Genomic DNA, 23254 nt, shown 5'->3' on the forward strand with positions numbered 1-23254 from the left:
GATCCGCTCCCGGTCGTCCGGACGGGCGGATCAGGTAGAGGGGCCCGCGGGAAGGGCCCGGTGCCGACGGTGCCAGAACGGGGCGGCAGCCCAGCGCTGTTCGCGTCGGTACTGCGTGGCCTGTGCTCGCAGGTACTCCCGGTGGAGGGCCGCGATGCGCCGGGCGTACGCCGTCAGGGCGCGGCTGTCACCGGTGCGGTCGGCCAGGATCGCCCGCGCCGCGTCCAGCCCGGTGGCCAGGGCCATGACGATCCCCCGGGCAGCCAGCGGATCGGTGGCGGTGGCGGCGTCGCCGACCGCGGCCCAGCCCCGGCCGGCCGCCGGCCAGGTGTGGGAGGAGCCCGCGGCCAGCACCCGAAGCTGCCGGGGAGGAGCGTCCAGGTGCGCGATGCGGTGACGGACGTGGCGGGTGCGCTGCGCCTGGGCCCACCATGCGTCCCGGTCGTGCAGGTGCGTGCCGGCGACGAGGTCGGCGTCCGTTATGGCCATGAGCACCTGCCCACCGCCCGGTAGCGGGGCGGTGTACCACCAACCCCAGGGAGTCGACTCGACGAGTGACGTGTGCTCCGACCCGGCCGCCCCGCCCGGCGCGGCCAGCAGCCCAGCGACCGCGGTCAGCCGGTCGGAGCGGCTCGGCGTCGCACCGAGCCGCCGGGCCAACCGCGCCGGCCTGCCCGTGGCGTCGACGAGGTACCGGGCCCGGAGCACGCGGCCCGCATCGGTCGTCAGCTGCCAGTGGTCCTCCCGGCGCCCGATGCCGCGGACACGCCCGGTGTGCCGCGACGCGCCAGCGGCCTCGGCCACTTCGAGGAAGGCGGCGTCGAACCGGGCCCGGTCCAAGTGCCAGCCCGCGCCGTGCGGGCCGAGCACCTGGCTCACCTCCGCGGGCGCGTCCCCGCCCCAGGCAGCCTGGAAGCCGTAGCAGGGCTCATGTCCGTCCAGGACGACCCGGTCGAGCAGGCCCAGGCGCTCGAGCAGCGGTCGGGCGGCCGGAGCACAGCTCTCCCCGACCTGCCAGTCCGCCGTTGCGGCTGGGGAGACGATGACGACGTCCCCCCCGGCCCGCACGAGGGCCAGCGCCGCCGCGCAGCCGGCGGGGCCGCCACCGGCGACGAGAACGTCACAGCTGCCGGTCGTCACGCCGCCGCCCGACCCGGTTCCGCTCACCGCACCCCTCCTGCCGGCCCGCCCGTCCTACAGGGGGTCCTGGGCGGTGCGCTCGGTCTCGACCTTGACCACGCTGCCGTCCGGTGCAAGCCGGTCCACGATGAATCCGAGGGTGCTCCACTTCTTGACCATCTCGTTCATGCCGACGGCATCCTTGCCGTCGCCGAGGCCCCGGTCCCACTCCTGGAATGCTCCGGCCGCACCGGTGAGGAACGCGTCGAGCTCCGACTCGGGAAGCACCTCGTCGGGGCGGGCAGCCGGCCACCAGTGGGTCTTGCAGGCGTGGAAGTCGGCCTGCCAGGGCACGGCCATGTACTTGGTGACATCTCCGGCCTTCAGGTCTTCACGCAGCCGGAAGGGCGCGGACCACGTGGCCGGCTCGTCGGCGATGAACGTCATCTCGATGCCGGGGAAGAACCCCCCGCCGCAGGCCGACTCGAGCGCGGCCCGCACCAGGGCGTGCGGCTGATCCGCCGGCGGCAGGAGGTCGAAGGGGACCGGGTCGGGGACCCGGCCGGCCCAGTCGGCCACGAAGTCGCCGTCGGCCCAGCGCCGCATCCGCTCGTACTGGCCCGGAAGCAGGGTCAGCCAGGTCTGCGGCTCGCCCTCCTGGGGGTCGCCGTCCGCCGCGAGGATGGGCATGAACCCCTTGTTGGCCTGGCTGACGTCCATCGCGCCCGGCGTACGGAGCCTGCGGAAGACGGCGCGGCGCGCCGGTGTGTCGGCGGCGGCGTTCGAGGCCAGCTTGGCGAGGCGGGCGGGCGCGAAGAAGTTCCTCGCACGGTCGCCGTGCCGGGTGCGGGCCACTTCGCTGACCCACGCGAATTCGACCGGCCGGGCGAGCATGGGGTAGATGTCGCGGGTGAAGGACACCTCCGGCGGCGTGGGCAGCCCGCCCGACGTGCGGGCGACCTCCAGGGCGACGTCGTACAGGGTGATCATGCTCGCTACGGTCCGGGCGTAGTCGGGGGGTGCCACCATGCACCATGCCGAGGTCACCGGTACCTGCCGGCCTTCCGGTCCGAGGGACACGGTCGCGTGGACCGGCCCGTCGGAGGTGTCGTCGCTCCAGTGGTCGTTGTTGGCGTAGTGGTGGACGGGGTTGGCGGGCTTGGTCGAGAAGGACTTCCCGAAACCGCCGAGGAGCAGCAGCCGGCCGGCCTCGTCCGTACGCAGTTCACCGAGCGGTACCGGTGTCCCCAGGAAGGTCCCGGTGTCGAAACGGGCGTCCTCGCCGCTCTGGGACGGCCCGGTCACACTGCGGGGACCGGGCCGGACGACCAGTCGCGCACGGGCGGTGGCGTCGGCGGGGTCGATGTGCCGGTTGCGGCGGCGGGAGTCCGCGGTGGACTGCTGGGAGCGCCCGGCGAACTCGAACCACTCGCCCTTGGCGTTGGCCAGTTCCGCGGTCCAGGTGATCTGCGCCTCGGCCGAGGTGATCTCGCCGAGGACGTTGCCGTCCCGGTCGTACCCGAACACCCGGAACCGGGCGGCCTGGCGTTTGACCCGGCCGAGGGAGTCCTTGAAGCCTCCGTCGGGCCGTGCCGCGATGCCCGGGCTCTCGGAGCCGAGAAAGAAGCCGTCGGGGCTGTCGCCCACTCGGGCGATACCGATCGAGGGATGGATCTCGCAGTGGACCACGTCGTTGAGGTGCACAGCCGCTCCAGGTGGAAGGGCCGGACGTCCGGGAGGGCAGGCCGCACCATCGGCCCGGCGTCACCGAGTTGTCCGGAAGGGGGTGGGGTACACACCGGCAGGGCATGATGACCGCCGGTGGGGATCAGTGGGAATGGCCTCCTGCGGCCGCTTTCCCCTCCTCGCCGTAGAACTCCGGCTGCAGCGGGAACCGCGGATCGACGCTGTGCGGCCGGCGCCGTCCCAGGTACCGGGGCGCTCCCAAGGCATCTCCGAGGCTGGCACACGAGCTGGGAGAACGCCATTGGGCGCGCCGGATCCACCTCGCCCCGGCGAAGGACTTCGACCCGCTCACCGGCAATCCGGTCCAGGCCGAGGAGCAGCGCCGGGTGTACGAGGGCGACACCCGTCGGCATCACGCGCCGTTCAGGGTGCCGGGGCCGCCCGTCAGGGCGATGTACGGGCCGTCCGGTTGGACGTGTACGGACGTGGCCTTGAGCCCGAGCGGGTATTCCTTCCGCGCGCCCGGCTCCGGTCCGAGACCGCCGTCGCCCATCCCGAGCCGGCCGGTGGGGACGGAGCGGCCGAACACGGTGAGCCCGTCGACGGCGAGGGTGCCCCTTCCGTCCGCGAGTACGGGACGCAGCGTCAGCTGCCCGGCGCCGCCCGGGCCAACGGCGGCCACGATGGTTCCCTTCGCCGGGTCGGTGGTGACCGCGGCCACCTGCACGGACGGTGCGGCGGTCCGGATCGCGGCGGCGATCGACTGGGTGGAGGCGGTCACCGGGGCGGAGGCGCTGCCGACGGTGGCCCGTTCGCCGAGGCGGACGTCGTCGAGCCGTGCGCGGACGCGAACCTGGGGGAGCGGTCCGAGGCGGGCGTCGCTGCTGCTGATGTCGAGTCGGGGGATGCCCTCGTGCGCCAGGTCCCACAGGGCCCAGTCGCCGGCGACGCTGACCGCCAGGCTGCTGCCGAGAGCGGGTGCCGCCTTCGCGATGCGGTTCTGGATCACGGTGCGGGCCGTGAACTCGGCCGCGCCCGTGGCGGCGACGGCCAGCAGGAGCACGGCGGTGGTGACCGTGAGGACGAGGTGGCGGCGCACGGCCGCCCGGGTCTTCGCGAGGCGCTGCTTCATCGCCGGTCTCCTCGGGCGGGCGCAAGGGCAGGGGCGGGCACGAGCCCCCTTCCCGCGCGGCGGACGCGGGGTCTCGCCGGGCGGGGGCCGGCCGCGTGGATCGGTCCACGCGGCCGGGGTCAGTGAGATCGGACCAGCAGTCCGCTCTGGTTTGGGATGCGCTTGAGTGCGTCCCATTCCCCTGCGAGCGTCCACGGCCAGGGAATGAGCCGGGCGCAGAGGTAGACGGTGTGGGGGATGGTGCTGGCTTGGACCCGATTGAGGAGCCGCTTCTCCCACACCGACCAGGCGGGCGCGTCCATGCCCAGCTCTGCGGCCAGGTCGGCAGAGTGCCACCCCGCGGCGAGGCCGCTGACCGTCCAGAGCATGGGGTCGTCGAGGCTGACCTCTGTGCGGCGTGGGAGCGGCGGGGGAATTTCCTGATGGACCACTGCCCGGTAGACGAGTTCGGGCCATCGCTTCGTACGAGCTCGCATCTTGGTCTTGACGCTCTGCGCGTAGTGCTCCATGTCGCGCCGCTCGTAGCCCCATTTCCTGTGGCGCCTGCTGTCACCGAGGGCGTAGCTCGTAAGGAAGGCTTTCTCGACCGGGGTCAACGGGTGTATCGCGGGCGCGTAGTGAGGCGGCGCCGGTAAGGGTGCGAACACGGGGCTACTCCCAGGAATGGGTGGCGAACAGTACGGGCGGCCTCCACGAGGGGCATAGCCCGTTCCACGGCCAACAGGCGAGCCATCAGCGGCTCACTCCGGGGCCGGAGCTGGAGGGAGAACGGCAGCTTCACGGCCAGCCTCGCTCTCCGGCGGGCGCCTCGCGGGCCGTGGCTCTGGCGGCCAGGAGCTCGTGGATGCGCCGCTCTGCGTCCACGCTCACCGCGGTGAGGGCTTGGACCAGGCGGGCGAGGTTATGCGCACGCAGCGCGCCTCCCTGTGACCGAGCCGTGGCCTGGAGGCGGCGGCTCGCCTCTTCCAGCGTGACGGCAGCAGGCCGGCGAACGTCGTCACCTCGCGGCAGGGCGCGGATGTGGGCGTCGAGGTCACGACCGAGGGACACGGCGTGCTGGGCCAACTGCTTGAGCGCTGCCTCAACAGTCTCGGGGGGCGGCTCTCGCCTGTCGCGGCTGCTGAGGTCCCAGCCCAGCACTGAGTCCATCAGCGCCATGATCTCCACTTTGTCCACTGGGTGCTGCTTGTAGCCGTATCTCAATCGAACATGGAACGTGTGGGTCGAACAGGTTTCCCGCCGGGGTGATCTTCCCGTTGTGCGCGCATGAAGGCAGGGCCTCTCGGTAGCTCGGGGATGCGAATCTAACCGAGCAGTGCCGGGAGGCCCTGGTGTCGTTGTTGTACGCGTCCGAACCCGTTCAGTTCAACTCGGCTGCTCCATCGTGTGACTGCCTCGCGCATGTGTACGGCAACGCGGCCGACCATCCGGACCGGGAACGCCGGTATCCCTCGGACATGTCGGATGCGGAATGGGCGGCCATCCGGCCTTTGGTGCCGGTGCCGGCCTGGCTTCAGGGACGGGGCGGGCAGCCCGAGGGCTACTGCCATCGGCAGATGTTGGACGCGATCCGTTACCTGGTCGCGGGCGGGATCTCCTGGCGGGCGATGCCCGTGGACTTCCCTGATTGGGGCCGGGTCTACGCGTTCTTCCGCCGCTGGCGCGAGCACGGGCTGACCACAGAGTTCCACGACCGGATGCGCGGACGGGTGCGTGAGCAGGAGGGCCGTGAGGCGGAGCCGACGGCCGGGATCATCGATGCGCAGTCGGTGAAGGCAGCGGCCTCGGTGCCGTCCGTCTCGCGCGGATGGGACGGCGGGAAGAAGGTGGGCGGCCGCAAGCGGCACATCGTGACCGACTGCCTCGGTCTGCTCCTGGTCGTCGCGGTCACCGCCGCGAACATCGGTGACCGGGATGCCGCGGTGGGTCTGCTGCAGCGGCTACGCCGCCTGCACCGCGACATCTGCCTGGTCTGGGCCGACGGCGGTTACACCGGCGGCCTGGTCGACTGGTGCCGGCAGAAACTCGCGCTCACCCTGGAGGTCGTCAAGCGCACCGACGATACGGCGGGGTTCGTGGTGCTGCCGAGGCGTTGGGTGGTAGAGCGCACGTTCGCGTGGTTGATGCATTCGCGCCGACTGGCCCGGGACTACGAGACGTTGCCAGCCAGCAGCGAGGCGATGATCCGGTGGTCGATGGTCACGCGGATGGGCCGGCGTCTGGCGCGGACACGGGCCGCCGGCCGGCTCTGAACATCCCCGACGTCTCCTGCATGAGCCACCCGCGCTCCACCAGGCGCCTGGCCTTCGAGCGCACCCCCTCGACCTTCGCCGGCGTCGTCTCCAAGCCCAGCCCCACCGTGATCTCCCTGGCCTTCAGCGGTCCTTGGCCCGCCGACTGCCGCTCCTCCAGCACGCCCAGGATCCGCTGGTAGTCCGGCGCCAGCACCGTCACGGGCAGTCCTTCGCGCCAGGGTGGCACGATCGAGCCCGGCACCGGCGCGGGCGCGGTTTCCCGCTCCGCCTCAACCTCGGTCACTGCGGTGGTCCCGGCAACCGAGGCTGCCAGGGCCTCGACCAGCTCTTCCCGCGCGATCACCCGCCGGTCCAGCTCGATCTCGGCGGCCTCCAACACCCCAGCCAAACGGGCGACTTCCTCCCGCAGCCCTTCCACCCGCACCCGGGCCGCTGTCTCCCGCTCCTCCAGCACTCCCAGCACCGACGCCATCGCGCACCCCTCACTCACAGAGCGGAAACAAGACGCCGGATGTCTCCCTCCTTCAGAGCTAGACCATTCCTGACCAGCACAAATCAAGCGATCATGTTCGGTTGAGATACGGCTTCTTAGCTTGGCGTTTATGGTCTGCCGTCGAACACGGCCTCGAACTTGCTGATGGGTTTGCCTGAGTTCCGGACGTAAGAGCGGCCTTCGCCTGATCCTGTGCTCCGTCACAGAGGCATGGGATCAACACGAAGGCCGTAGATATGAGTGTGCTGCAACACGGCGTCCCGCGGGATGCGTTTGCCGAACTGTCATGCTTCCGGACGGAGCTCTATGCCTGTCTGACCGGGCGGCGCGATGCGCTGTTCGAGCTGAGTGATGCCCTGCTGTGCGCGGATGGTCCGGTGAGGACGTTGGTCGAGCTGTCGTTGGAGCCTGAGCACCGGCGTGGGCATGGCGCCTTGTACGGCGGCCTGAACTGCGGGGATCTGGATGTGGCACGCCTGCGCAGGACGCTGGCAGGGCTGCCGCTTCCCCGCACGGCGTCGGGGCGGCTGGTCCTGGCGGTCGATGTGAGCAACTGGTTGCGGCCGGACGCGAATACCAGCCCGGACCGGATGTTCTGCCACACATACGGGCGAGGCAGAGGCTCGGCCCAGATGATCCCCGGTTGGCCCTACTCCTTCGTTGCCGCTGTGGAGCCGGGCCGGACCTCGTGGACGGCCGTGTTGGACGTGCTCCGGCTGCGGCCCTGGGACGACGCGATCGCCGTCACCGCCGGCCAGGTCCGAGAGGTGTTCCAGCGGTTGTATGTGGCAGGCCAGTGGCAGATCGGCGACCCGCCCGTCCTCGTCGTCTTTGATGCCGGCTACGACGTGACCCGCCTGGCCTTCCTGCTCGCGGACCTGCCCGTGGAGTTACTGGGCCGGATGCGTTCGGACCGAGTCCTGTACTTTCCGCCTACGCCCCAGCCGGCGGGCAAGCGCGGGCGTAAACCCAAGCACGGGGCAGAGTTCACCTTCGAGTACCCGGCCACCCTGCCGGTCCCGTCCATCACCACGGTGACCGACACCACTCACTACGGGCAGGCCGTCGCCACGGCGTGGGACCGCCTGCATCCACTGCTGACCCGGCGCTCGGCCTGGGCCGACCATCCCGGAGAGTTGCCGATCATCGAAGGCACCGTCATCCGTCTGCGGGTCGACCACCTTCGCGGCGACCGCCACCCCCGGCCGATCTGGCTGTGGTGGTCGGCCACCGATGCCACCGCCGGGGACGTGGACCGGCTCTGGCAGGCGTTCCTGCGCAGATTCGACCTGGAACACACCTTCAGGATGTTCAAGCAGACGCTGGGCTGGACGGCTCCCAAACTCCGCGAGCCGGCCGCCGCTGACCGTTGGACCTGGCTGGTCATCGCCGCCCACACCCAACTCCGCCTGGCCCGGCCCCTTGCCGAGGACCTTCGCAGACCCTGGGAGCGGCCCGCACGCCAAGGACGTCTCACCCCTGCACGGGTCCGCCGAGGATTTCGCCGCCTCCACGGCAAGGCCCCTCAACCGGCCGGTGCACCGAAACCCAGCACCGCAGGCCCAGGCCGACCAATCGGCACGAAGAACAAGCACCGTGCACGCGAACGCACCGTCGGGAAACAGGGCCAACCGGACCTCACGACAACCATCACAAGCAGCAGAGCTGGATAAACGTCAAGCTTAGGCTGCGTCCTATATACGGCTCGGTCGTTTCCTACGCGTACGAGCTACACCATGGGGTGGGCTCGCTCCGGGGGTGTTCGCCTGCAGTCGGTCGTTCCCTACGCGTACGGGCTGCACGAGGCCTCCGTCTCTCTCCCCCGTCGAAACCTGCTTCGGTCGTTCCCTACACGTACGGGCTGCACTTGGCGGACGGACAGGTCGCGGATGTGCCACGGTCGTTCCCTACGCATACGGGCTGCACCAGGGACCGCCGCCTTGGCGGGGTAGCGGCCGGTCGTTCCCTACGCGTACGGGCTGCACTCGATGATGCCCCGTGCAGCGTTAGAACAGGTTTGCCTGTTCTTGGCGCGGGTTGGGGAACGTCGGTGGATTACTCCGCCGAGGTGACACCGTGCCGGGTGGTCCGGTGCCTTCCCGTTTCGCTGTCTCCTGCTTCCGGCCCCGAGGGGCCGGAAGTCTGAAGGGGACTCCACGGGCGTTTTGCGTCTCCCCCCTACCGGGGGCGACGGGTGGAACAGGGTCTGCGACCACGGCGTGCCGTTCGATGTTCCGGGCGGCGTTCAGGTCCCGGTCCATGGAGAGGCCGCAGGTGGCGCAGTGGAACACCCGGTCGGCGAGCGTCTGGCTTGTGTCTTGCCAGCCGCAGTGCGAGCAGGTCTTGCTGGAGGGCCACCAGCGGTCCAGGACCGCGAGCTGGGAGCCGTCCAAGAAGTCTTATAAGCGAGCTGGCGGCGCAGCTCGCCGGGGGCGGAGTCGAGGATCGCCCGGTTGAGGCCGGCTTTCTGCCGCACCCGTTGGCCTGGGGCGGCGACGGTGCCGCGGGCCGAGCGGGTCATGCCCGCCACGTGCAGGTCTTCGACAGCGACCGTGGCGAAACTGGTCGCCAGTCGTTTCGTCAGCGCATGCAGGGCAGTGTCACGGCGCAACGCGACCTCGTGATGCAGCCTCGCGACGCGCCGCTTGGCCTTCTCCCGACGAGCGGATCCCCTTTGGGTACGCGCCAACGCACGGTGCGCCTTCACCAGGCGGCAGCCGGCGGAACGCAGGGGGGCGGGGTTGGAGATGAGGATGCTGTCCGGATCATCTTCGGTCAGGGGCTGGGAGAGTCCGGCGAGGACCTTGACCCCGAGGTCGACGCCGACCGTGCCGCGTCGTTGCTGCGCGCGCGAGGGGCCAGCGGGAACGTGCGAGGTGACCTTGCACAGTACGGAGGCGTACCAGCGGTGCCCGGCACGAGAGACGGTCACCGACTGCACGACGGCTTCCCCGCGGTCGATGCGACGCTGCAGGCGTTTGGCGGACTCGTGGAGGCGGACCTCTCCGAAGGCGGGAAGGCGCAGGCGCCGGTAGCCAGCCAGCCGGATCCGGGGCCTCTTCACGTCGTGGTGGAGACGGCCGCGGTCGCACGGACGTTGCGAAACCCCCGCCTGACCCGGGCGGGGGTGAGGCGACGGGGTTCGGTTCGTCGTTCCCAGGGCCGTCGGAGGTCTTCGGTGAGGGGCCGGGCGAGACAAAGCTGGGTATGTGCGGCGATGATCAGCCAGGTCCACAGATCGGCGGTGTCGGCGCGGCGGATCTTCGGTGCGGTCCATCCGAGGGTCTGTTTCATCAGTCGGAAGGTGTGTTCCAGGTCGAAGCGGCGGAGGAAGGCCTGCCACCACCGGTCCACGTCCGCCGACGTGGCCGAGGTTGCGGAGCACCACAGCCAGACCGGTTTCGGTTCGCGGTCGCCCGGCAGGCGCTCGACCGTCAGGCGCATCAATGTGCCGTGCAGGACGGGTAGTTCGTCGTCCGCGTGCTCCAGCCAGGGGCCGCGGTGGGTGAGTCGGGGATGCATACGGTTCCAGGCCGTCGTCTCTGCCTTGCCGTAGCGGGTGGTGTCCGTGGCGGTGGTGACGTCGGGCTGGTGCCAGGTGTCGGGCTTGGCGAAGGTGAGGATGCCGCCGTGTCGGCGGGGCCGGCCGCCCTTCGGTCCGGAGCGGGCGGGGCCCGGGTCGCGGAGCATGACGCGGTCCGAGCGCAGTCGTCCGAGCAGCACGACCGGCAAGTCCCGCAGGGAGTGGGAGAGGTAGGTGACGTCGTAGCCGGCGTCCATCACGATCAGGATCTCGGGGTCGCCCGGCTTCCAGTGTCCCGCGTGGGCCAGGCGTTCCACGACCTCGCGGAGCTGGGCGGCGGTGACGAGTGTCGCATCGTCCGTGGGTCCGAGCCGCAGGGCGTCCAGGAGCCGGCACCAGGAGGTGCGGCCTGTTTCCAGAGCGGCGACGAAGGAGTACGGCCAGCCTGGGACGAACTGGTCCTTGCCGCGGTCGCCGCGTGCGTAGACGTGGCAGAACAGCCGGCCGTCGCTGGTGGGAGCGTCGGGGCGGAGCCAGTTGCTCACGTCCACGGCCAGTACGATCCGCCCGTCGGTCGTCTTCGGCAGCGGTAGGCCGGCCAGAGTGCGTCGCAGACGCGTCGGTTCAATCCGGCCGCGGTCCAGCCCCGAATACAAGGCGCCGTGTCCACGCCGGTGCTCGGCCGTCAGCGACAGCTCGACCAGGGTGTTCACCGGCCCTTCCGCGCACAGCACCGCGTCGGTCAGCTCGAAGAGCGCGTCAGCCCGGGCATACAGGCAGTCGTAGAACTCGACACGAAAGCGGGACAACACATCCAACGCCTCGCGTCCGGACACCTCGGCAGACAGACTCATCCACAACGGCCGTTCTCTGGTGCTTCATGACTCGACATCTCGAAGCGTGGAGAACGGCCGCCTCCGCCGTCCCCGGAAACACCGCAGATCAGCAGGTCGGGTGACGAGCGAGGATAAACGCCAAGCTCAGCTAAGCTTAGTCGCTAGCGACGAGGATGGAGAATACGCGGTCGGGGCGACCAATGGACGACCAGGAGTCCCCGGACCCGTTGTACCGAAATACACTCCCGTCGCCACCCACGCGATACACCGTATCGTCTGCGACCGCACAGGATCCGGTCTGCTCGCCGATGCGATCCCAGTTGCCTGGTGTCCCTCGATACCGGAAGACGCCACTCGCATCAAGAGCTGTGGCGAATAGGCCGAAGCCTCCGCCAAAAAGTCTGGCCACACCACCAGGAGGGCCGCCAATGTCGTCCCAGGAAGTTCCGGTGCCCTTGTACTTAAACACCTTGGTGCCGAGGGGATGCGATCGATAGATCGTATCCGCGATTGCGTACGAATTCCCCCCTGGCCCGATGTTTTCCCAGTCGTCAGGATTTCCGGTGTAGAGGAATGTGTCACCCTGAAGATCGGGCATCTGTGCCACTACGCCAACGGAACCTGCTACAGCCAGGGACGCAGAGCCGCCGACCTTACTCCAGAGTGGTGTGGAATCCTCGAAGCCATCAAACTGGAGTACCTGACTACCGTCTGGAGTTGTCTTGTAGACCGTTTCATGGGAGACGGCGTATGTCGCACCACGCTCGCCCATAGAGAACCAGTCAAAGGGGGTGCCGCTGTAGCCGAGCACCTGGCCCGTTTCGCCGCCAGTGCCTCCAACAACAATTCCCCATCCTCCGCCAACAGTCTCGCCGACGGTGACCGCTCCTCTGATCTGAGTCCAGGAAGTTCCGGTGCCGTCGTACCGATGCACCCCGTTGATACGGTCCTGTACGTCGATAGTTACCGCGTTAACAGTGAGGGCCACGGATCTCTCCGTTCTCACAGGACGCCCGTCGGACCGAGCATCACGCTAATGACAGCGTCACTCTCATGGACTTGATCAGCAACTCGGACGGGAGGGGTTTCCCTTACGACTCGTGCACGGTTGGCAGTGGTGTGCCTGTCGTGTGATCGTTGATCATGGCCGGTGCAGTGGGGACTCGGGTACGTGCAGCAATTATTGGGAGCCAATGGATCACGGGGATGACGCCCGAAATGATTGCTGAACTGGTCGCGGAGGTCGGCCCGTTGTGGCATGAACGGCATCAGGTTGCCCTCACGTCACGCCCGCGACGCCGGGCCGTGGGCGCGGCGCAAAGCACAAGCTGGTCTTCGTCGATCGGCTGCTGGACACGCTCGTTCAGCACGCTGATGATAGGCGCGGAACGCATCGCCCAGCTCGATGAGTTCCACGCGCAGCACGTCGGGCTGAAGGTCGTGAGGCACGATCCGCTGCGCGATCTTCCCCCACTGCTTCGCCCGCCGCGGCGTTCGGCCCCGTCCGGGGCGAGGCGGAGTGGCGGTACAGCTGTGTCCAGCACCCGGCAGTTGGGGGTGGCGGCCGCGCAGCGCGCGCACATCTCCGCGATTCGCCACAGTCGCCCGGCACGGTCCGCGTACACCGCCAGGACCACCGGGCCCCCGCACCGCACCTGCCCGGTCACCGGCCGCGTTTCGGCACGCCTGCCGGGGAGGGTGCCGAGGTCGGGGGTGTGCCACGCGCAGTCGGCGGTGCGGCAGCCACACCACGCCCCGGGGCGAGGTCCGCCGCCCGTACGGATGTGGGCCAGGTGCATGTTGCCGTGTCCGACCGCTGCCTTGCGCCCCGCAGCGGCGCTCGGCAAGCGCTGATCGGCGCAGGCCGGGCGGGAACAGGAGAGCCGGACCGTGCCGGCGGAGGGACGGCCGTAGGGGTCCAGGCGCACCGCCTCGGAGCGGCGGTGCTGCCGGGCCAGACGCGGAACGGAGGGTGAAGGCGCCGGTCAGGTGGCCCCGTGGGGCGCGCGGTCTTGTGGGGCAAGACCGCGACCTTTACGACTGTGCCAGGGACACTTCCGAAAGGGCTGGAGGCGGGGGCATGCAAGACGCGCTCTACGGGCTGCTTGGTGGGTTGGGCGGAGCAGCCATCGCGGCCGGTGCCGCGTACTGGGGTCCGGTGAAGGCCCAGAAGGAAGCCCTGCGGGAAGCCGAACGGCAGCGCGAACTGGCGCAGGCGCAGGCTGAAGCCGTCAGGGCCGATGAGCGGCGTATGGCCCGGCTGGCACGCGTCGCTCTCATCCGCCGACGGATCGGTGACTGGATGCACCTGCTCATGTTCAACCTGGACTCAGGGCCACGGCGGGTAGATGCCGAATCCTTCGCGACGGCTGCTCTGGCGGCCAGGAACGCGGTGAGCGAGGCGATCTATGACGGGGTGAGTGAGGGTTTCCTCATCGTGGCCACCGAGGCAAGCCAGCGTGGCTTCCAAGAGAGTCAGATCAGAATCGAAGAGGAGGAGCAGACCGCGATCCTGGACGCGCTGGATCTGTTCACCAGGCGCATCGCCACCCTGATCTCGTTGTCCGACGACGACCCGCGGCGGCCTGACGCAGTCCAGGCGGCAAGCCGGGCCGGCAACGCGGCGATGAAGGTCAGGGCGGAACTCTCCGCCCAACTCATCAGCCCCCTCCTGGACGTCGACAACCTCGACGTCATCGACACCAGGCTCAACCCCGTGAACCCCGCCGGCAGTTAGTACTCCAGCTGTAGATCGTGATCTTGCTGGTGGGGTCGGTGCAGGCACGGCTGCGGCCACCGTTGATCATCGTGAGTTGTGTGGACAAACGAAGAGACGGTGGCCGCAGGTCACAGCATAGATCCCGCTCGCTGGCGGACGAGCTTCGAGGCCCTGATGGGGCGGATCGCCGGACGGTTCGCGCGGGTCGAACCCCGGCGTCGGACAGGTCGGTTGGTACTCGGGTTGCTCGCGGACCTGCCGCGCAAGAATTGCTGGACGATCGCCGAATGGGCCGGGGAAGCGACCCCGCACGGCATGTAGCACCTGCTGTGCCGGGCCGCCTGGGACGCCGAGGCGGTGCGCGACGACGTCCGCGACTACATCGTCGAGCACCTGCAAGACGAGGCTGCGGTGCTGGTGGTCGACGAGACCGGCGACGTGAAGAAGGGCACCCACACCGTCGGCGTCCAGCGCCAGTACACCGGCACCGCCGGGGCCCGTATTTCAATAACTGTCAGCGACGGGTTTCCGCGGGAGTTGTTCGGGCGTGTAGCTGTTCCAATGTGCGGGCGGGCGATCCGGGTATCGGCGTGACGAGGATCCGGTGCAGGTCCAGGAGCCGTTTTGCGTCCTGGTACTGGATGGACAGGTTGGTGCGGTTGACGCCCAGTAGTTGGGCCAGGAACGTCATGGTCATCGCTCTGCGGCGGCGGAGGATGGCTGCCAGGAGCCGGTGGGTGTGGTCCACGCTGCTGGTCTGTGGGTGGCGGTAGCTGCGCGGGCGGTGGAAGCGTCGCTGGAATGCTGCCTCGGCCAAGGCGTCCCAGAAAGGCTCCGAGACCGCCACCAAGTACTCGAAGGCGGTTCGTGACATGCCGGTCAGGGCCGGATCGGTGAGCATCGCGGTCAGGGCCGGGTCGGTCCGGTGTGTCGTTGCCGACGCGTCTGGCGGTCGCGGTGGCACGGGAGACAGTGTGTAGTTCCAGTCACCGTGGAAGGTGTTGGGTGTGATCGGAAGGGCGTGGAACTCGGCGGGTGTGATGCTGATGCCGAGGCCGTAGCTGCCTGTGTCCAGTTCGGCCTCGATGGTCAGGCCGGTCTTGGTTGTTGTGGCGGCGATGGTCTCGAGGACGACCTGGTAGCTGGTCAGCGGCCGCCCCCGCCAGTTCGCGGTGATGTGACAGAACATCCGGTGCTCTATCTTGTTCCACTTCGAAGTCCCCGGCGGTAGGTGACAGACCGTGATCTCCAGTCCGCTCTCTCGTGCGAAGGTGGCAAGGTTGCTTTTCCAGGTCCAGCGGCGGGGGTCGTTGGAGCCGCCGGAGTCGGCGGTGATCAGGAGCCTGCCGGCATTCGGGTGGTCCGCCCGTCCGCGGTGCTGCCACCAGCGTCGGATGGACTCCACCGCGAACTGGGCGGTGTCGTGGTCGGTACCGACGTTGACCCATCCGCTGTTGTTGGCAATGTCGTAGATCCCGTAGGGGATCGCCATGGGCTGGTCGTTGGTGGTGAACGTGTGGCAGTCCACCTTGATCGCGTTCTTGCCCGGCCGCCAGGTGCGACCGGGCCGGTCACGGTTGCCGAGCCATTCCTTGGCCTTGGTGTCGACGCTGATCACCGGCTGGGCATCGTTGAGGAACGCGGCAGCGGTGGCATTCAGGTGGGAGAACTGGGCATCGCGGTCCGGATGGCTGATGCCCTCTGTTGTCTTCGCGGTTCCCTGCAGACTGTAGCCCAGGGTGTGCAGCAGGTGTCCGACGGTTGAAGCGCTGACCGGATGGCCCTGTGTGGTGAGGGTCGAGGCCAGGGCCCGTAACGACAGCGTGGTCCACCGCAACGGGGAGACGGGGTCGCCTCGGGTGTGCGGCTCGATCAGCGACTCCAGCGCGGGCAGCAGACCAGGGTCGGCATCTGTCAGCCGCTTGCGGCCCGCACCTGGAGCCCGGACCCGCAGGGTCGGTGAGGAGCGACCGGCCAACTCGGCCATGCCTCGCGCGATGGTTGCAGTGCTGGTGCCGGAGGCGGCGGCGACCCGGACGATCCCGCCGCGGCCAGGGCCGTCGCCTCACTGGCCAGGTACAACCGACGGCGGCGCTCATCGAAGTGCGGCAGGATCTGATCGAACTTGGCTCGCAGAGCACGAGCGGCAACGCGGCCTGACAGACACGGGGTCATATCTCAGACTCCCACCAACACCCCTCTGCCGAGCACTTATTGAAATACGGGTCCCCGGGCGGATCGAGAACTCCCAGGTCGCCGTCTACCTCGTCTACGCCGGCGCCCGCGGACACGCCGCGGTGGACCGCGAGCTCTACATCCCACGTTTCTGGACGCCGGGCACCGGGCCGGCTGGGTCGCCGGGGACGAGGTCTACGGCGGCAACCCGAAGCTGCGGGCAGCTCTGGAGGCGCGCGGCGTCGGTTACGTGCTGGCCGTAGCCTGCTCCGCCGAAGTCATCACCGATGCCGGGAAGCTCCGCGCCAACGTCCTGGCGAAGAAGCTGCCGAAGCGGGCCTGGCAGCAGCTGTCCGCAGGCGCCGGCGCGAAGGGCTACCGCGCTACGACTGGGCCGTCATCGACCTCGCCGAGGAGCGGCCCGCCCGCCATCAGCTGCTGATCCGCCGCAACCGCAGCACCGGCGAACTCGCCTACTACCGCTGCTACTCGCCCGGACCTGTGTCGCTGACCTGCCTGGTCAAGGTCGCTGGATCACGGTGGAAGGTGGAGGAGACGTTCCAGACCGAGAAGGGCCTGGCCGGCCTCGACGAGCACCAGGTCCGCCGCTATCCGTCCTGGGTTCGCTGGGTCACCCTGGCCATGCTCGCGCATGCCTTCCTCGCCGTCCTCCGCGCTGACGAACACGTCAACGCTTCCGAACCTGAAGACCTGATCCCGCTGTCCTGCAACGAGATCCAGCGCCTGTTCCTCACGCTGATCGTCCAGCCCGTCCACGCCACGGCCCACCGACTGTCCTGGTCCGACTGGCGACGCCGCCATCAAGCCCGCGCACGGGCCTGCCACTACCGACGACAAGCAGCCACCATATGAAGATCACGATCTTGCTCGTCGGAGTCTCCGGAGACGAGGAAGGCCGCGTGCGAAATAGACGAGACGGCGTGGGCGTTGCGACGACGGTTGCCCTGTCAAGAGCCTGCGTTCCGACAGAGGAGGCGATCGCACGATGATCCCCGGGTGGGACCACGGCTTCACGGATCAAGGAGTCTCGCTGATGGTCGGTGTGAGTATGGAGACTGCGGAACAGACAGAGCAGCGGCTACGCCGTGTGATCGCTCAGGCTGACCTCGTCGTGCACGACGGCGTCTGGTGTTTTGAAGAGTCTCCGGCCGACCAGCCGCCGGCGCTCTCCGCCGAGACGCTGGCAGTCGTTCGGGACCGGGAGAGCTAGAGCCGCCTGGTTCCGCTCACCCAGGAGGGCGACGACGTCGAACGCTTCGGAATCTTCTCCTTCCACTTCGCCGATCATGTGGACAACAGCGGTTTCGTCGGCTGGCTGGCCACCCACCTCAAGGTTGAGCTGGGGACCGGCGTATTTGTTGTCTGTGGCAGCAACCGCGCCCGCGGCGGCATCTATGACTACTGGGGGTGTCCCATCGACTTGCTGGATCAGGCCATCGCGGTCGTCAGGACACTCCGAGACAGCTGATCTGCAAGCATCCGGCGATCCATCCACAAACGGTGAAGACCACGATCTACAGCTGGAGTATTAGGCGCAGTATGTCTGCAGCGAGCTCGACGGAACGCTCCTCGGCGGTATCGGGGGAGACCAGAGTCGCAACCGTAAATAGCCGCGGCGGCAATTTGACACAGCCAGCCCATATTGGCGTCGGAGAACACCGCGCCGGTGACATCCATTTGCCGTCGATGATGACGCCTGTGAGGGCGAGATCGCAGCCTTGCCGGGGCCAGCGGCGGCACGAGGGGGGGGAGCGTGTAGTCACGGTCATGAGATCAGCCAGACCGTCGCGGTGGCGTAGCCGGCCATGAAGGAAGACCGGGTCGCTCACAGGCCGCATCCCCTTCCACGGTCCAGATCACTTTCGCGCAACCTAACGCCCAACTCCACTTTGACCAGCCAAAGGTCCGCGAGTTCCCCATCAGGGAGGTGTATGAATCCGCGAACCCGTCGGATTCCGCCTTCGATCTGCTGCGATTGGCGGGCATGCACACGACTCGGTGGCCCTACCGGCGGCGCCGGGAGGCGTTGGAGAAGCTGTTCGTCGAGCATCGGCTCGCCGCGCCGTGGGCGCTGTGTCCGTCGACCACCGACGAGGGCACCGTCCGCGAGTGGCTGACCCACTGGACAGCGGCCGGCGTGGAGGGCGTCGTCTACAAGAGGCTGGAGGGCGTCTACGAGCCGTCCGTGCGCGGGTGGCGCAAGTACAAGGTCCGCGAGACCGAGGACGCCGTCGTCGGGGCGTTCACCGGCTCCCCGGCCGCGCCCCGCACGCTGCTGCTCGGCCGGTACGACACCGGCGGGCGCCTGCGCTACGTCGGCCGCAGCACCACCCTGCCCCAGGCCGCGGGCCGGGCCGTCGCCCGCCTGCTCACCCCGGCCGCAGACGGGCACCCGTGGGAGGGCTGGACGTTCTCCGCAGGGTGGGGCACCCGCGAGAGCCTGCACGTCACCCTCGTGCGGCCTGAGTTGGTTGTGGAGGTCGGGGTCGACGTCGCCCGCGACAGCGCCGGGCGCTGGCGGCACCCCGCCCGCTGGCACCGGCCCCGCCCAGACCTTTCCCCGGCCGACATCCCCCGCTTCACGCCCGGGCCGACGGGCTGACCACCTGCGCCTCGCCGGACCGCCACCGTCGCGGACCGAAGGTGGCGGGGGACGTCGTACGGCCGCCCACGGCCTGCCACCAACCGGCGTCCACCGGCGAGCGGCCTTCCACGCCTCGCACGGCAGGGAGGTGCTGTGGGCCGGCTGGGGAGCTATCGGCTTCGATCGTCGAGGTCACCGCCGCACTGCGCGGCAGGGCACGGCGCCCCCACGGTCGTCAGACAGCGTCGTTGAACCCCGCCAGGTCCGTCCCCGCACAGCTGGCATTCTCATCGCCGTCCAGCTGGGGGCTGAGAGCGAGCATGTCGAGAAGGAGTGCGAGGTCGGATGCGTCTCTGGCACGGCCTGCCAGAGCAAGCCGCGCCCGCCGGCGCTGCGCCCTCCGCCCCGCTCCCCCGCTGTGATGGTCTTCGGCCTTGTCCATGACCGTCGATCCCACCACGACTGCGACGTAAGCGCGCGCCGACCACCGGGTCGCAGCTCCCTGAGGTCGGGAGTCGCACAGTTTTACTGAGCCGCACACACCTGTCCGTTTTAGGCTGGATTTCCCATCCTGCTGGAGGTCGTCATGCCACGCCCCGTCTGGAGCGGCGCCATCTCGTTTGGGCTGGTCACGATCCCGATCAAGGTCCTGCCGGCCACCGAGAACCACAACATCGCCTTCCACCCGTACCACCAGGCCGACATGGGCCGGATCCGCTACCAGAAGGCGTGCGAGCTCGACGGGCAGGTGCTCGATCAGAGCGAGATCGGCCGGGGCTACGAGGTCACGAAGGACACCATCGTCGAGGTCACCGATGAGGATCTCGACAAGATGCCGCTGCCGACGGCGAAGGCGATCGACGTGGTGGCGTTCGTGCCGGCCGACAGCATCGACCCGCTGCGCATCGGTGACAGCTACTACCTGGCCGCCGACGGACAGGTCGCCACCAAGCCCTACACACTGCTGCGCCAGGCGCTGGAGCGCTCCGGGAAGGTGGCGGTGGCCAAGTTCGCGTGGCACAACCGCGAGCGCCTGGGCCTGCTGCGGATCAAGGGCGACACGATCGTCCTGCACTCCATGCGCTGGCCCGACGAGACCCGCTCCCCGCCTCCCTCACCCCCAGGGAAGTGAAGGTCGACGACTCGGAGATCGACGCGGCCATCGACCTCATGGAAGCAATGACCACCGACGACATCACCGGTTTTCGCGATCATTACCGCGAAGCGCTGGAGAACCTGCTCGCGGAGAAGTCCAAGGGCCAGCAACCCGTCGGCGCTGAGCAGCCGGCGGCCGCGGCTCCCGTCGTGGACCTGATGGCGGCGCTGCGCCAGTCCGTGGAATCGGCCCGCGAGTCGCGCGGCGAAAGCCGGAGCGAGGAGGCGACCGTCCACGACATGCCCCAGCGCGGCACGAAGAAGCCCGCCGCCCAGAAGAAGACGGCAAGGAACCCGGCGAAGAAGACCGGTGGCCGCAGGCCGAGGTCGGCGTAGCCGGGCACCCGGTGGCGGCGCGCACGGGCACGGGGTGATGCTGGGCGCACGCCCGGCCCGGTGCAGCCCAGGCAGGCCGCAGGGCGTCGGGCTCTCATTGGGGTGGGGCCGGGCGGCTGCCTCGTTCGGTGCACGCTGTGGCCGTGTCCAGGCGCGCGGCGGCCGGTGGCAGGGCAGCCTGGGGAGCGGAGTCCGCCCGGGCGTCCTTCGCACGTCGACCGGGCGGACCGCTTTGCGTTGGTCTACAGGGTGCGCAGGACGGCGACCACCTTTCCCAGGATGACGGCATCGTCGCCCGGGATCGGCTCGTAGGCCGGGTTGTGGGGCATCAGCCACACGCGGCCGTTCTCGCGGCGCAGGCGCTTGACGGTCGCCTCGCCGTCCAGCAGGGCGGCCACATGTCGCCGTGGTCCGCTGAATCGGCCTGCCTGACGGTGACCAAGTCACCGTCGCAGATCGCCGCGTCGATCATGCTGTCCCCGACCACTTTCAACGCGAACAGGCGGCCCGCGCCGACCAATCGCCGCGGCAGGGTCAGAACGTCCTCCACGGTTTCCTCGGCGAGGATCGGGGCGCCGGCCGCGATCCGGCCGACCAGGGGGACGTCGGCCATGGCCGGTGCCGACGAGGTGGTTGGTTGGGGGAAGTCGTCGGTCCAGCGAGTACGGACGCGGTAGGCGCACGGCCGGTTCGGGTCGCGATACAGGACCCCTTTGCGTTCCAGGGCCATGAGCTGGTGTGCGACGGAGGAGGTGCTGCTGAGCTTGACGGCGGCGCCGATCTCCCGCATCGAGGGCGGATCCCCCTGCCGGGCGACTTCCCGCTCGATGAACCGGATGATCGCGACCTGCCGGGGCGTGAGGCCGTCGGCGTCGACGTGGACGCCGGGCGGCCGACCAGGCCGACCTGCGGTTTCGGCAGCGTGCATGTGGTGCTCCCCCCTTGCGGGATCTTGCTTGGGGGGACAGTAACCCGCCAACCACGACAAAGGGAACACTGTTTCGAAAACCTGAGGCGGCGCTGCATCGGACGGTCGAGGCGTGGCCTGCTATCCGCCGGGCTGGGCGCGGTTGAGTGCACTGACCTCGTCTGCCGTGCGTGCCCGGTCGCGGGCCCTGCGAGCGTCGCAGGGCCCGCCTCGATCGCGGTGGCTACCGGGCGTCGATCGCGTCGAGGTAGTCGTCTTCGTTCGTCTGGGGAAGCTTGCTGACGCTGTCGGTCAGGGCTGTGATCGCTTCGCCGAGGGTGACGGAGCCGAGGTCGACGACGAAGACGCCGTCGCGGTAGTGCCTGAAGCCGATCTTCTCCCACACCTTGGCGAGGGTGGCGATGGCGAGCGGGCGGGTCTCCTGGTCGTCCGGGTCGCTGGGGCCACCGTTGATCGGCGCTGGGAAGCAGGCGGTGCCCCGGCAGTCGGGGCTGAGCCTGTCGATCGCGCGTGCGGTGAGCAGTGCACCGAGGCCGAAGCCCTGCCAGGGCTTTTCCAGCCGGGCGTGGGTGAGGATCAGCATGCTGGAGTAGATCGGCTCGGTGAACTCGTCGAGGTCGTCCCTGAAATGGCCGGTGGAGGGGTCGAGGAGAGTCTCGGCCATCATGCCGAGGTCGCCGTCGTGCCCGTCCAGGACGCCGCACATGTCGCGGGTCCGGAAGGGATCGATGCGCACGAACTGGAAGTCACCGACGTGCTCGAGTGCCCCGCGGCCTTCGTGGTCGTAGATGTCAGCGGTGACGTTCCAGAAGCTGGGGCCGTCGTCCGGAGTGCTGTACCAGTCCTCGTGGTGGGTGTAGGTGAGCCGCATCATGTTCAGCGGTGCCGGCATCGTGCGGACGCCGGGTCCGGCACCGGTTTCGGTCGAGGTCACAGGGAACTCCAGCGGTGTGGCGATGATCGTGGTGCGGGCAGCGTCTGCGGGAAGGTCGGCGTGCCCGTGTCGACAGCCTGCCGTTCCCGGCGGGCCAGTGCGTCCAGTTGTGCCGGATTCCCCCGACCGGTGAGAACCAGCGGCCGGGTGCCGGTCATCGGTACAGCAGTCACACAGTCCGACGCATCCCCTACAAGGTTCGGCGAAGTCCTGCCGGGCGGGCCCTGCTCGCTGACGGGCCGCCATCTGCCAGGGCATCCGCGGGTGCGTGTCGGAGTCGGCCAGACGCGGCTCGGATTCATACACGAGATTCTGCTCTGGATCAGCCAGTCCGGTGCGGCTGCTGCCCTGTCACACTGGCCTCGTGTGCGTCGCGGCGGGTGGCGTCGAGGGGGGAAGGAACTGACGCGGGATGCCCCGATGGATAGTGCTGGCCGTACCTGTTGCCGGTGTTGCTGAGACGGATCGTGAGACGCGGACCGTTACGGAATTCGAGGGCAGCGCAGAAGAGGCGGAGATGGCTCTCGTGCGGGCGGTGGACACCTTCGAGGACCGCTTGTGGAAGGTGCGCCGCCGAGAGATTTTCAAGTGCTCCGATCGGTCGTACTTCATCCGTATCCAGGGGCGTCTTACTACGTGCGGCTTCCTCATCCAGCTTGCTGAGCTGGTCCACGACTCCGACGCCAAGCCGGTGGTCCAACCGTTCGTCTGAAGGCCGCCACCATAGAGATGGTCTGGAGCCCGCTCGCGCGGGACCAGCGGGTGCACGCGCCGACGGCCACATGCCCATATGGGCCTTCCTGTTGCGAGCTTCGGTCCCTTTCAGCCCCTTTCCTGATACCCGTCCCGGCTCTGAGCTGCAGGTTCTACAGTGAGGCTCCGGTCAGGGACTGAAGGCTTCAGTCCCTGACCGCCTGCCCGCTCGCCTCAGAGCCGGGGCTTCGGGCCGCAGGCGCGCCCGCTGTGCCGGAGCGCGAATTCCTCTGGTGGGCTGCTGACACGCCCGTTCGGCCGGGCGCAGCGCGCTGTGCCCTGCTTGTCGTCGTACGGTCTGGCGGAAGGCCGCCTTTCAGACAGGACGGGCGGCTGCGGCCCTACGTTTTCATTCGCACGTGGCGTAGGGCCGCACACCATAGCAAGGGCGGGGCGCCGCATCCCCGCGTCCCTCCGATTCCCCGGGCAGACCGTCGTGCGCCGCTTCGGCAACGCGAACAGGCCCTCGAAGCGGGCTTCGAGGGCCTGCTGAATCTCGCTTGTCCATGTACGGTGCACCTTCGAGGAGTTGGGCAGCCACAGCCGCGGCCAGCTCGGCTACCTCACCGCCACGTCCCGAGTGCTCGACACCCCGGGCTGACTCG

General features: G+C 69.0%; 14 protein-coding genes and 8 pseudogenes. 9 read left to right on the forward strand and 13 right to left on the reverse strand.

Annotation, left to right across the window (positions count from 1 at the left end; all coding sequences use genetic code 11):
- Positions 1 to 30 precede the first annotated feature (30 nt).
- The 5 genes from AS594_RS00325 to AS594_RS00345 all read right to left on the reverse strand — a co-directional run bounded on the left by AS594_RS00325 (position 31) and on the right by AS594_RS00345 (position 5113).
- Entirely contained in the window at positions 31 to 1167 is a 1137-nt protein-coding gene (locus AS594_RS00325; protein WP_079148401.1) for a tryptophan 7-halogenase, read from the reverse strand.
- A gap of 27 nt (positions 1168 to 1194) precedes the next feature.
- Positions 1195 to 2823, reverse strand: a complete 1629-nt coding sequence (locus AS594_RS00330; RefSeq protein ID WP_069925117.1) for a LodA/GoxA family CTQ-dependent oxidase — start codon at positions 2821 to 2823, stop codon at positions 1195 to 1197.
- A gap of 394 nt (positions 2824 to 3217) precedes the next feature.
- Positions 3218 to 3937: a DUF2993 domain-containing protein gene (locus AS594_RS00335; RefSeq protein WP_069934876.1), complete on the reverse strand. Its 720-nt coding sequence runs from the start codon at positions 3935 to 3937 to the stop codon at positions 3218 to 3220.
- Between the two features lie 119 nt (positions 3938 to 4056).
- A complete protein-coding gene (locus tag AS594_RS00340; protein WP_141746909.1) occupies positions 4057 to 4533 on the reverse strand; it encodes a hypothetical protein in 477 nt (158 codons plus the stop codon).
- Positions 4534 to 4714: 181 nt separating this feature from the next.
- A complete protein-coding gene (locus AS594_RS00345; protein ID WP_069934877.1) occupies positions 4715 to 5113 on the reverse strand; it encodes a DUF6415 family natural product biosynthesis protein in 399 nt (132 codons plus the stop codon).
- A gap of 281 nt (positions 5114 to 5394) precedes the next feature.
- Here AS594_RS00345 and AS594_RS00350 point away from each other — a divergent pair, with 281 nt between their 5' ends.
- Positions 5395 to 6189 (forward strand): IS5 family transposase, encoded by a 795-nt coding sequence (locus tag AS594_RS00350; protein WP_107358026.1) that lies wholly within the window; start codon positions 5395 to 5397, stop codon positions 6187 to 6189.
- On the opposite strand, the gene AS594_RS00355 is transcribed toward AS594_RS00350, so the two are convergent.
- Positions 6137 to 6664: a hypothetical protein gene (locus tag AS594_RS00355; protein WP_107358027.1), complete on the reverse strand. Its 528-nt coding sequence runs from the start codon at positions 6662 to 6664 to the stop codon at positions 6137 to 6139. The two genes, AS594_RS00350 and AS594_RS00355, sit on opposite strands and share 53 nt — an antisense overlap.
- 257 nt (positions 6665 to 6921) lie before the next feature.
- Between AS594_RS00355 and AS594_RS00360 the strand changes: the two genes are divergently transcribed.
- Positions 6922 to 8358, forward strand: coding sequence for an NF041680 family putative transposase (locus AS594_RS00360; RefSeq protein ID WP_069774663.1), 1437 nt, complete (start codon positions 6922 to 6924; stop codon positions 8356 to 8358).
- 333 nt (positions 8359 to 8691) lie between these two features.
- On the opposite strand, the gene AS594_RS45725 is transcribed toward AS594_RS00360, so the two are convergent.
- The 4 genes and pseudogenes from AS594_RS45725 to AS594_RS43740 form a co-directional block, all read right to left on the reverse strand.
- Positions 8692 to 9078: a transposase gene (locus AS594_RS45725; RefSeq protein ID WP_240508868.1), complete on the reverse strand. Its 387-nt coding sequence runs from the start codon at positions 9076 to 9078 to the stop codon at positions 8692 to 8694.
- Positions 9079 to 9134: 56 nt separating this feature from the next.
- Positions 9135 to 9749, reverse strand: a pseudogene (locus AS594_RS45730) (RNA-guided endonuclease InsQ/TnpB family protein); the annotation flags it as partial.
- Positions 9750 to 9775: 26 nt separating this feature from the next.
- A pseudogene (locus AS594_RS00365) lies at positions 9776 to 11062 on the reverse strand (NF041680 family putative transposase); the annotation flags it as partial.
- A 136-nt stretch (positions 11063 to 11198) separates the two neighbouring features.
- A complete protein-coding gene (locus AS594_RS43740; protein ID WP_141747127.1) occupies positions 11199 to 12032 on the reverse strand; it encodes a hypothetical protein in 834 nt (277 codons plus the stop codon).
- Between the two features lie 1092 nt (positions 12033 to 13124).
- Here AS594_RS43740 and AS594_RS00370 point away from each other — a divergent pair.
- Both AS594_RS00370 and AS594_RS45740 read left to right on the forward strand, forming a co-directional pair.
- Positions 13125 to 13781 (forward strand): hypothetical protein, encoded by a 657-nt coding sequence (locus AS594_RS00370; protein ID WP_069934878.1) that lies wholly within the window; start codon positions 13125 to 13127, stop codon positions 13779 to 13781.
- Positions 13782 to 13937: 156 nt separating this feature from the next.
- Positions 13938 to 14258: pseudogene (locus tag AS594_RS45740) on the forward strand (transposase); the annotation flags it as partial.
- Here the strand turns inward: AS594_RS45740 and AS594_RS00375 are convergent.
- Positions 14141 to 15938 (reverse strand): annotated as a pseudogene (locus tag AS594_RS00375) (ISAzo13 family transposase). The pseudogenes AS594_RS45740 and AS594_RS00375 overlap by 118 nt on opposite strands.
- 56 nt (positions 15939 to 15994) lie before the next feature.
- Here AS594_RS00375 and AS594_RS40405 point away from each other — a divergent pair.
- The 4 genes and pseudogenes from AS594_RS40405 to ku all read left to right on the forward strand — a co-directional run.
- Positions 15995 to 16811: pseudogene (locus AS594_RS40405) on the forward strand (IS701 family transposase); the annotation flags it as partial.
- Between the two features lie 196 nt (positions 16812 to 17007).
- Positions 17008 to 17427 (forward strand): annotated as a pseudogene (locus AS594_RS47440) (DUF6196 family protein).
- Between the two features lie 387 nt (positions 17428 to 17814).
- Complete coding sequence (locus AS594_RS00395) at positions 17815 to 18561, forward strand: ATP-dependent DNA ligase (RefSeq protein ID WP_079148670.1); 747 nt, start codon at positions 17815 to 17817, stop codon at positions 18559 to 18561.
- Between the two features lie 568 nt (positions 18562 to 19129).
- Positions 19130 to 20034, forward strand: a pseudogene (gene ku, locus AS594_RS00405) (non-homologous end joining protein Ku).
- Positions 20035 to 20276: 242 nt separating this feature from the next.
- Here ku and lexA read toward each other — a convergent pair.
- Positions 20277 to 20962, reverse strand: a pseudogene (lexA, locus tag AS594_RS00410) (transcriptional repressor LexA).
- Positions 20963 to 21185: 223 nt separating this feature from the next.
- A complete protein-coding gene (locus AS594_RS00415; protein ID WP_069934883.1) occupies positions 21186 to 21896 on the reverse strand; it encodes a hypothetical protein in 711 nt (236 codons plus the stop codon).
- 412 nt (positions 21897 to 22308) lie between these two features.
- On the opposite strand from AS594_RS00415, the gene AS594_RS00420 reads away from it, so the two are divergent.
- Positions 22309 to 22608, forward strand: a complete 300-nt coding sequence (locus tag AS594_RS00420) for a hypothetical protein (protein ID WP_069934884.1) — start codon at positions 22309 to 22311, stop codon at positions 22606 to 22608.
- The last annotated feature ends 646 nt before the right edge of the window (positions 22609 to 23254 follow it).

The organism is Streptomyces agglomeratus (genome assembly GCF_001746415.1).
GTDB classification, from domain to species: Bacteria; Actinomycetota; Actinomycetes; order Streptomycetales; family Streptomycetaceae; genus Streptomyces; species Streptomyces agglomeratus.

Excerpts from the sequence above, each read along its gene's own strand:
- AS594_RS00350 (WP_107358026.1), top strand. The coding sequence starts at position 5,395 with ATGTCGGATGCGGAATGGGCGGCCATCCGGCCTTTGGTGCCGGTGCCG.
- AS594_RS00335 (WP_069934876.1), bottom strand. The coding sequence starts at position 3,937 with ATGAAGCAGCGCCTCGCGAAGACCCGGGCGGCCGTGCGCCGCCACCTC.
- AS594_RS00420 (WP_069934884.1), top strand. The coding sequence starts at position 22,309 with ATGCCCCGATGGATAGTGCTGGCCGTACCTGTTGCCGGTGTTGCTGAG.
- AS594_RS00355 (WP_107358027.1), bottom strand. The coding sequence starts at position 6,664 with ATGGCGTCGGTGCTGGGAGTGCTGGAGGAGCGGGAGACAGCGGCCCGG.
- AS594_RS00370 (WP_069934878.1), top strand. The coding sequence starts at position 13,125 with ATGCAAGACGCGCTCTACGGGCTGCTTGGTGGGTTGGGCGGAGCAGCC.
- AS594_RS00360 (WP_069774663.1), top strand. The coding sequence starts at position 6,922 with ATGAGTGTGCTGCAACACGGCGTCCCGCGGGATGCGTTTGCCGAACTG.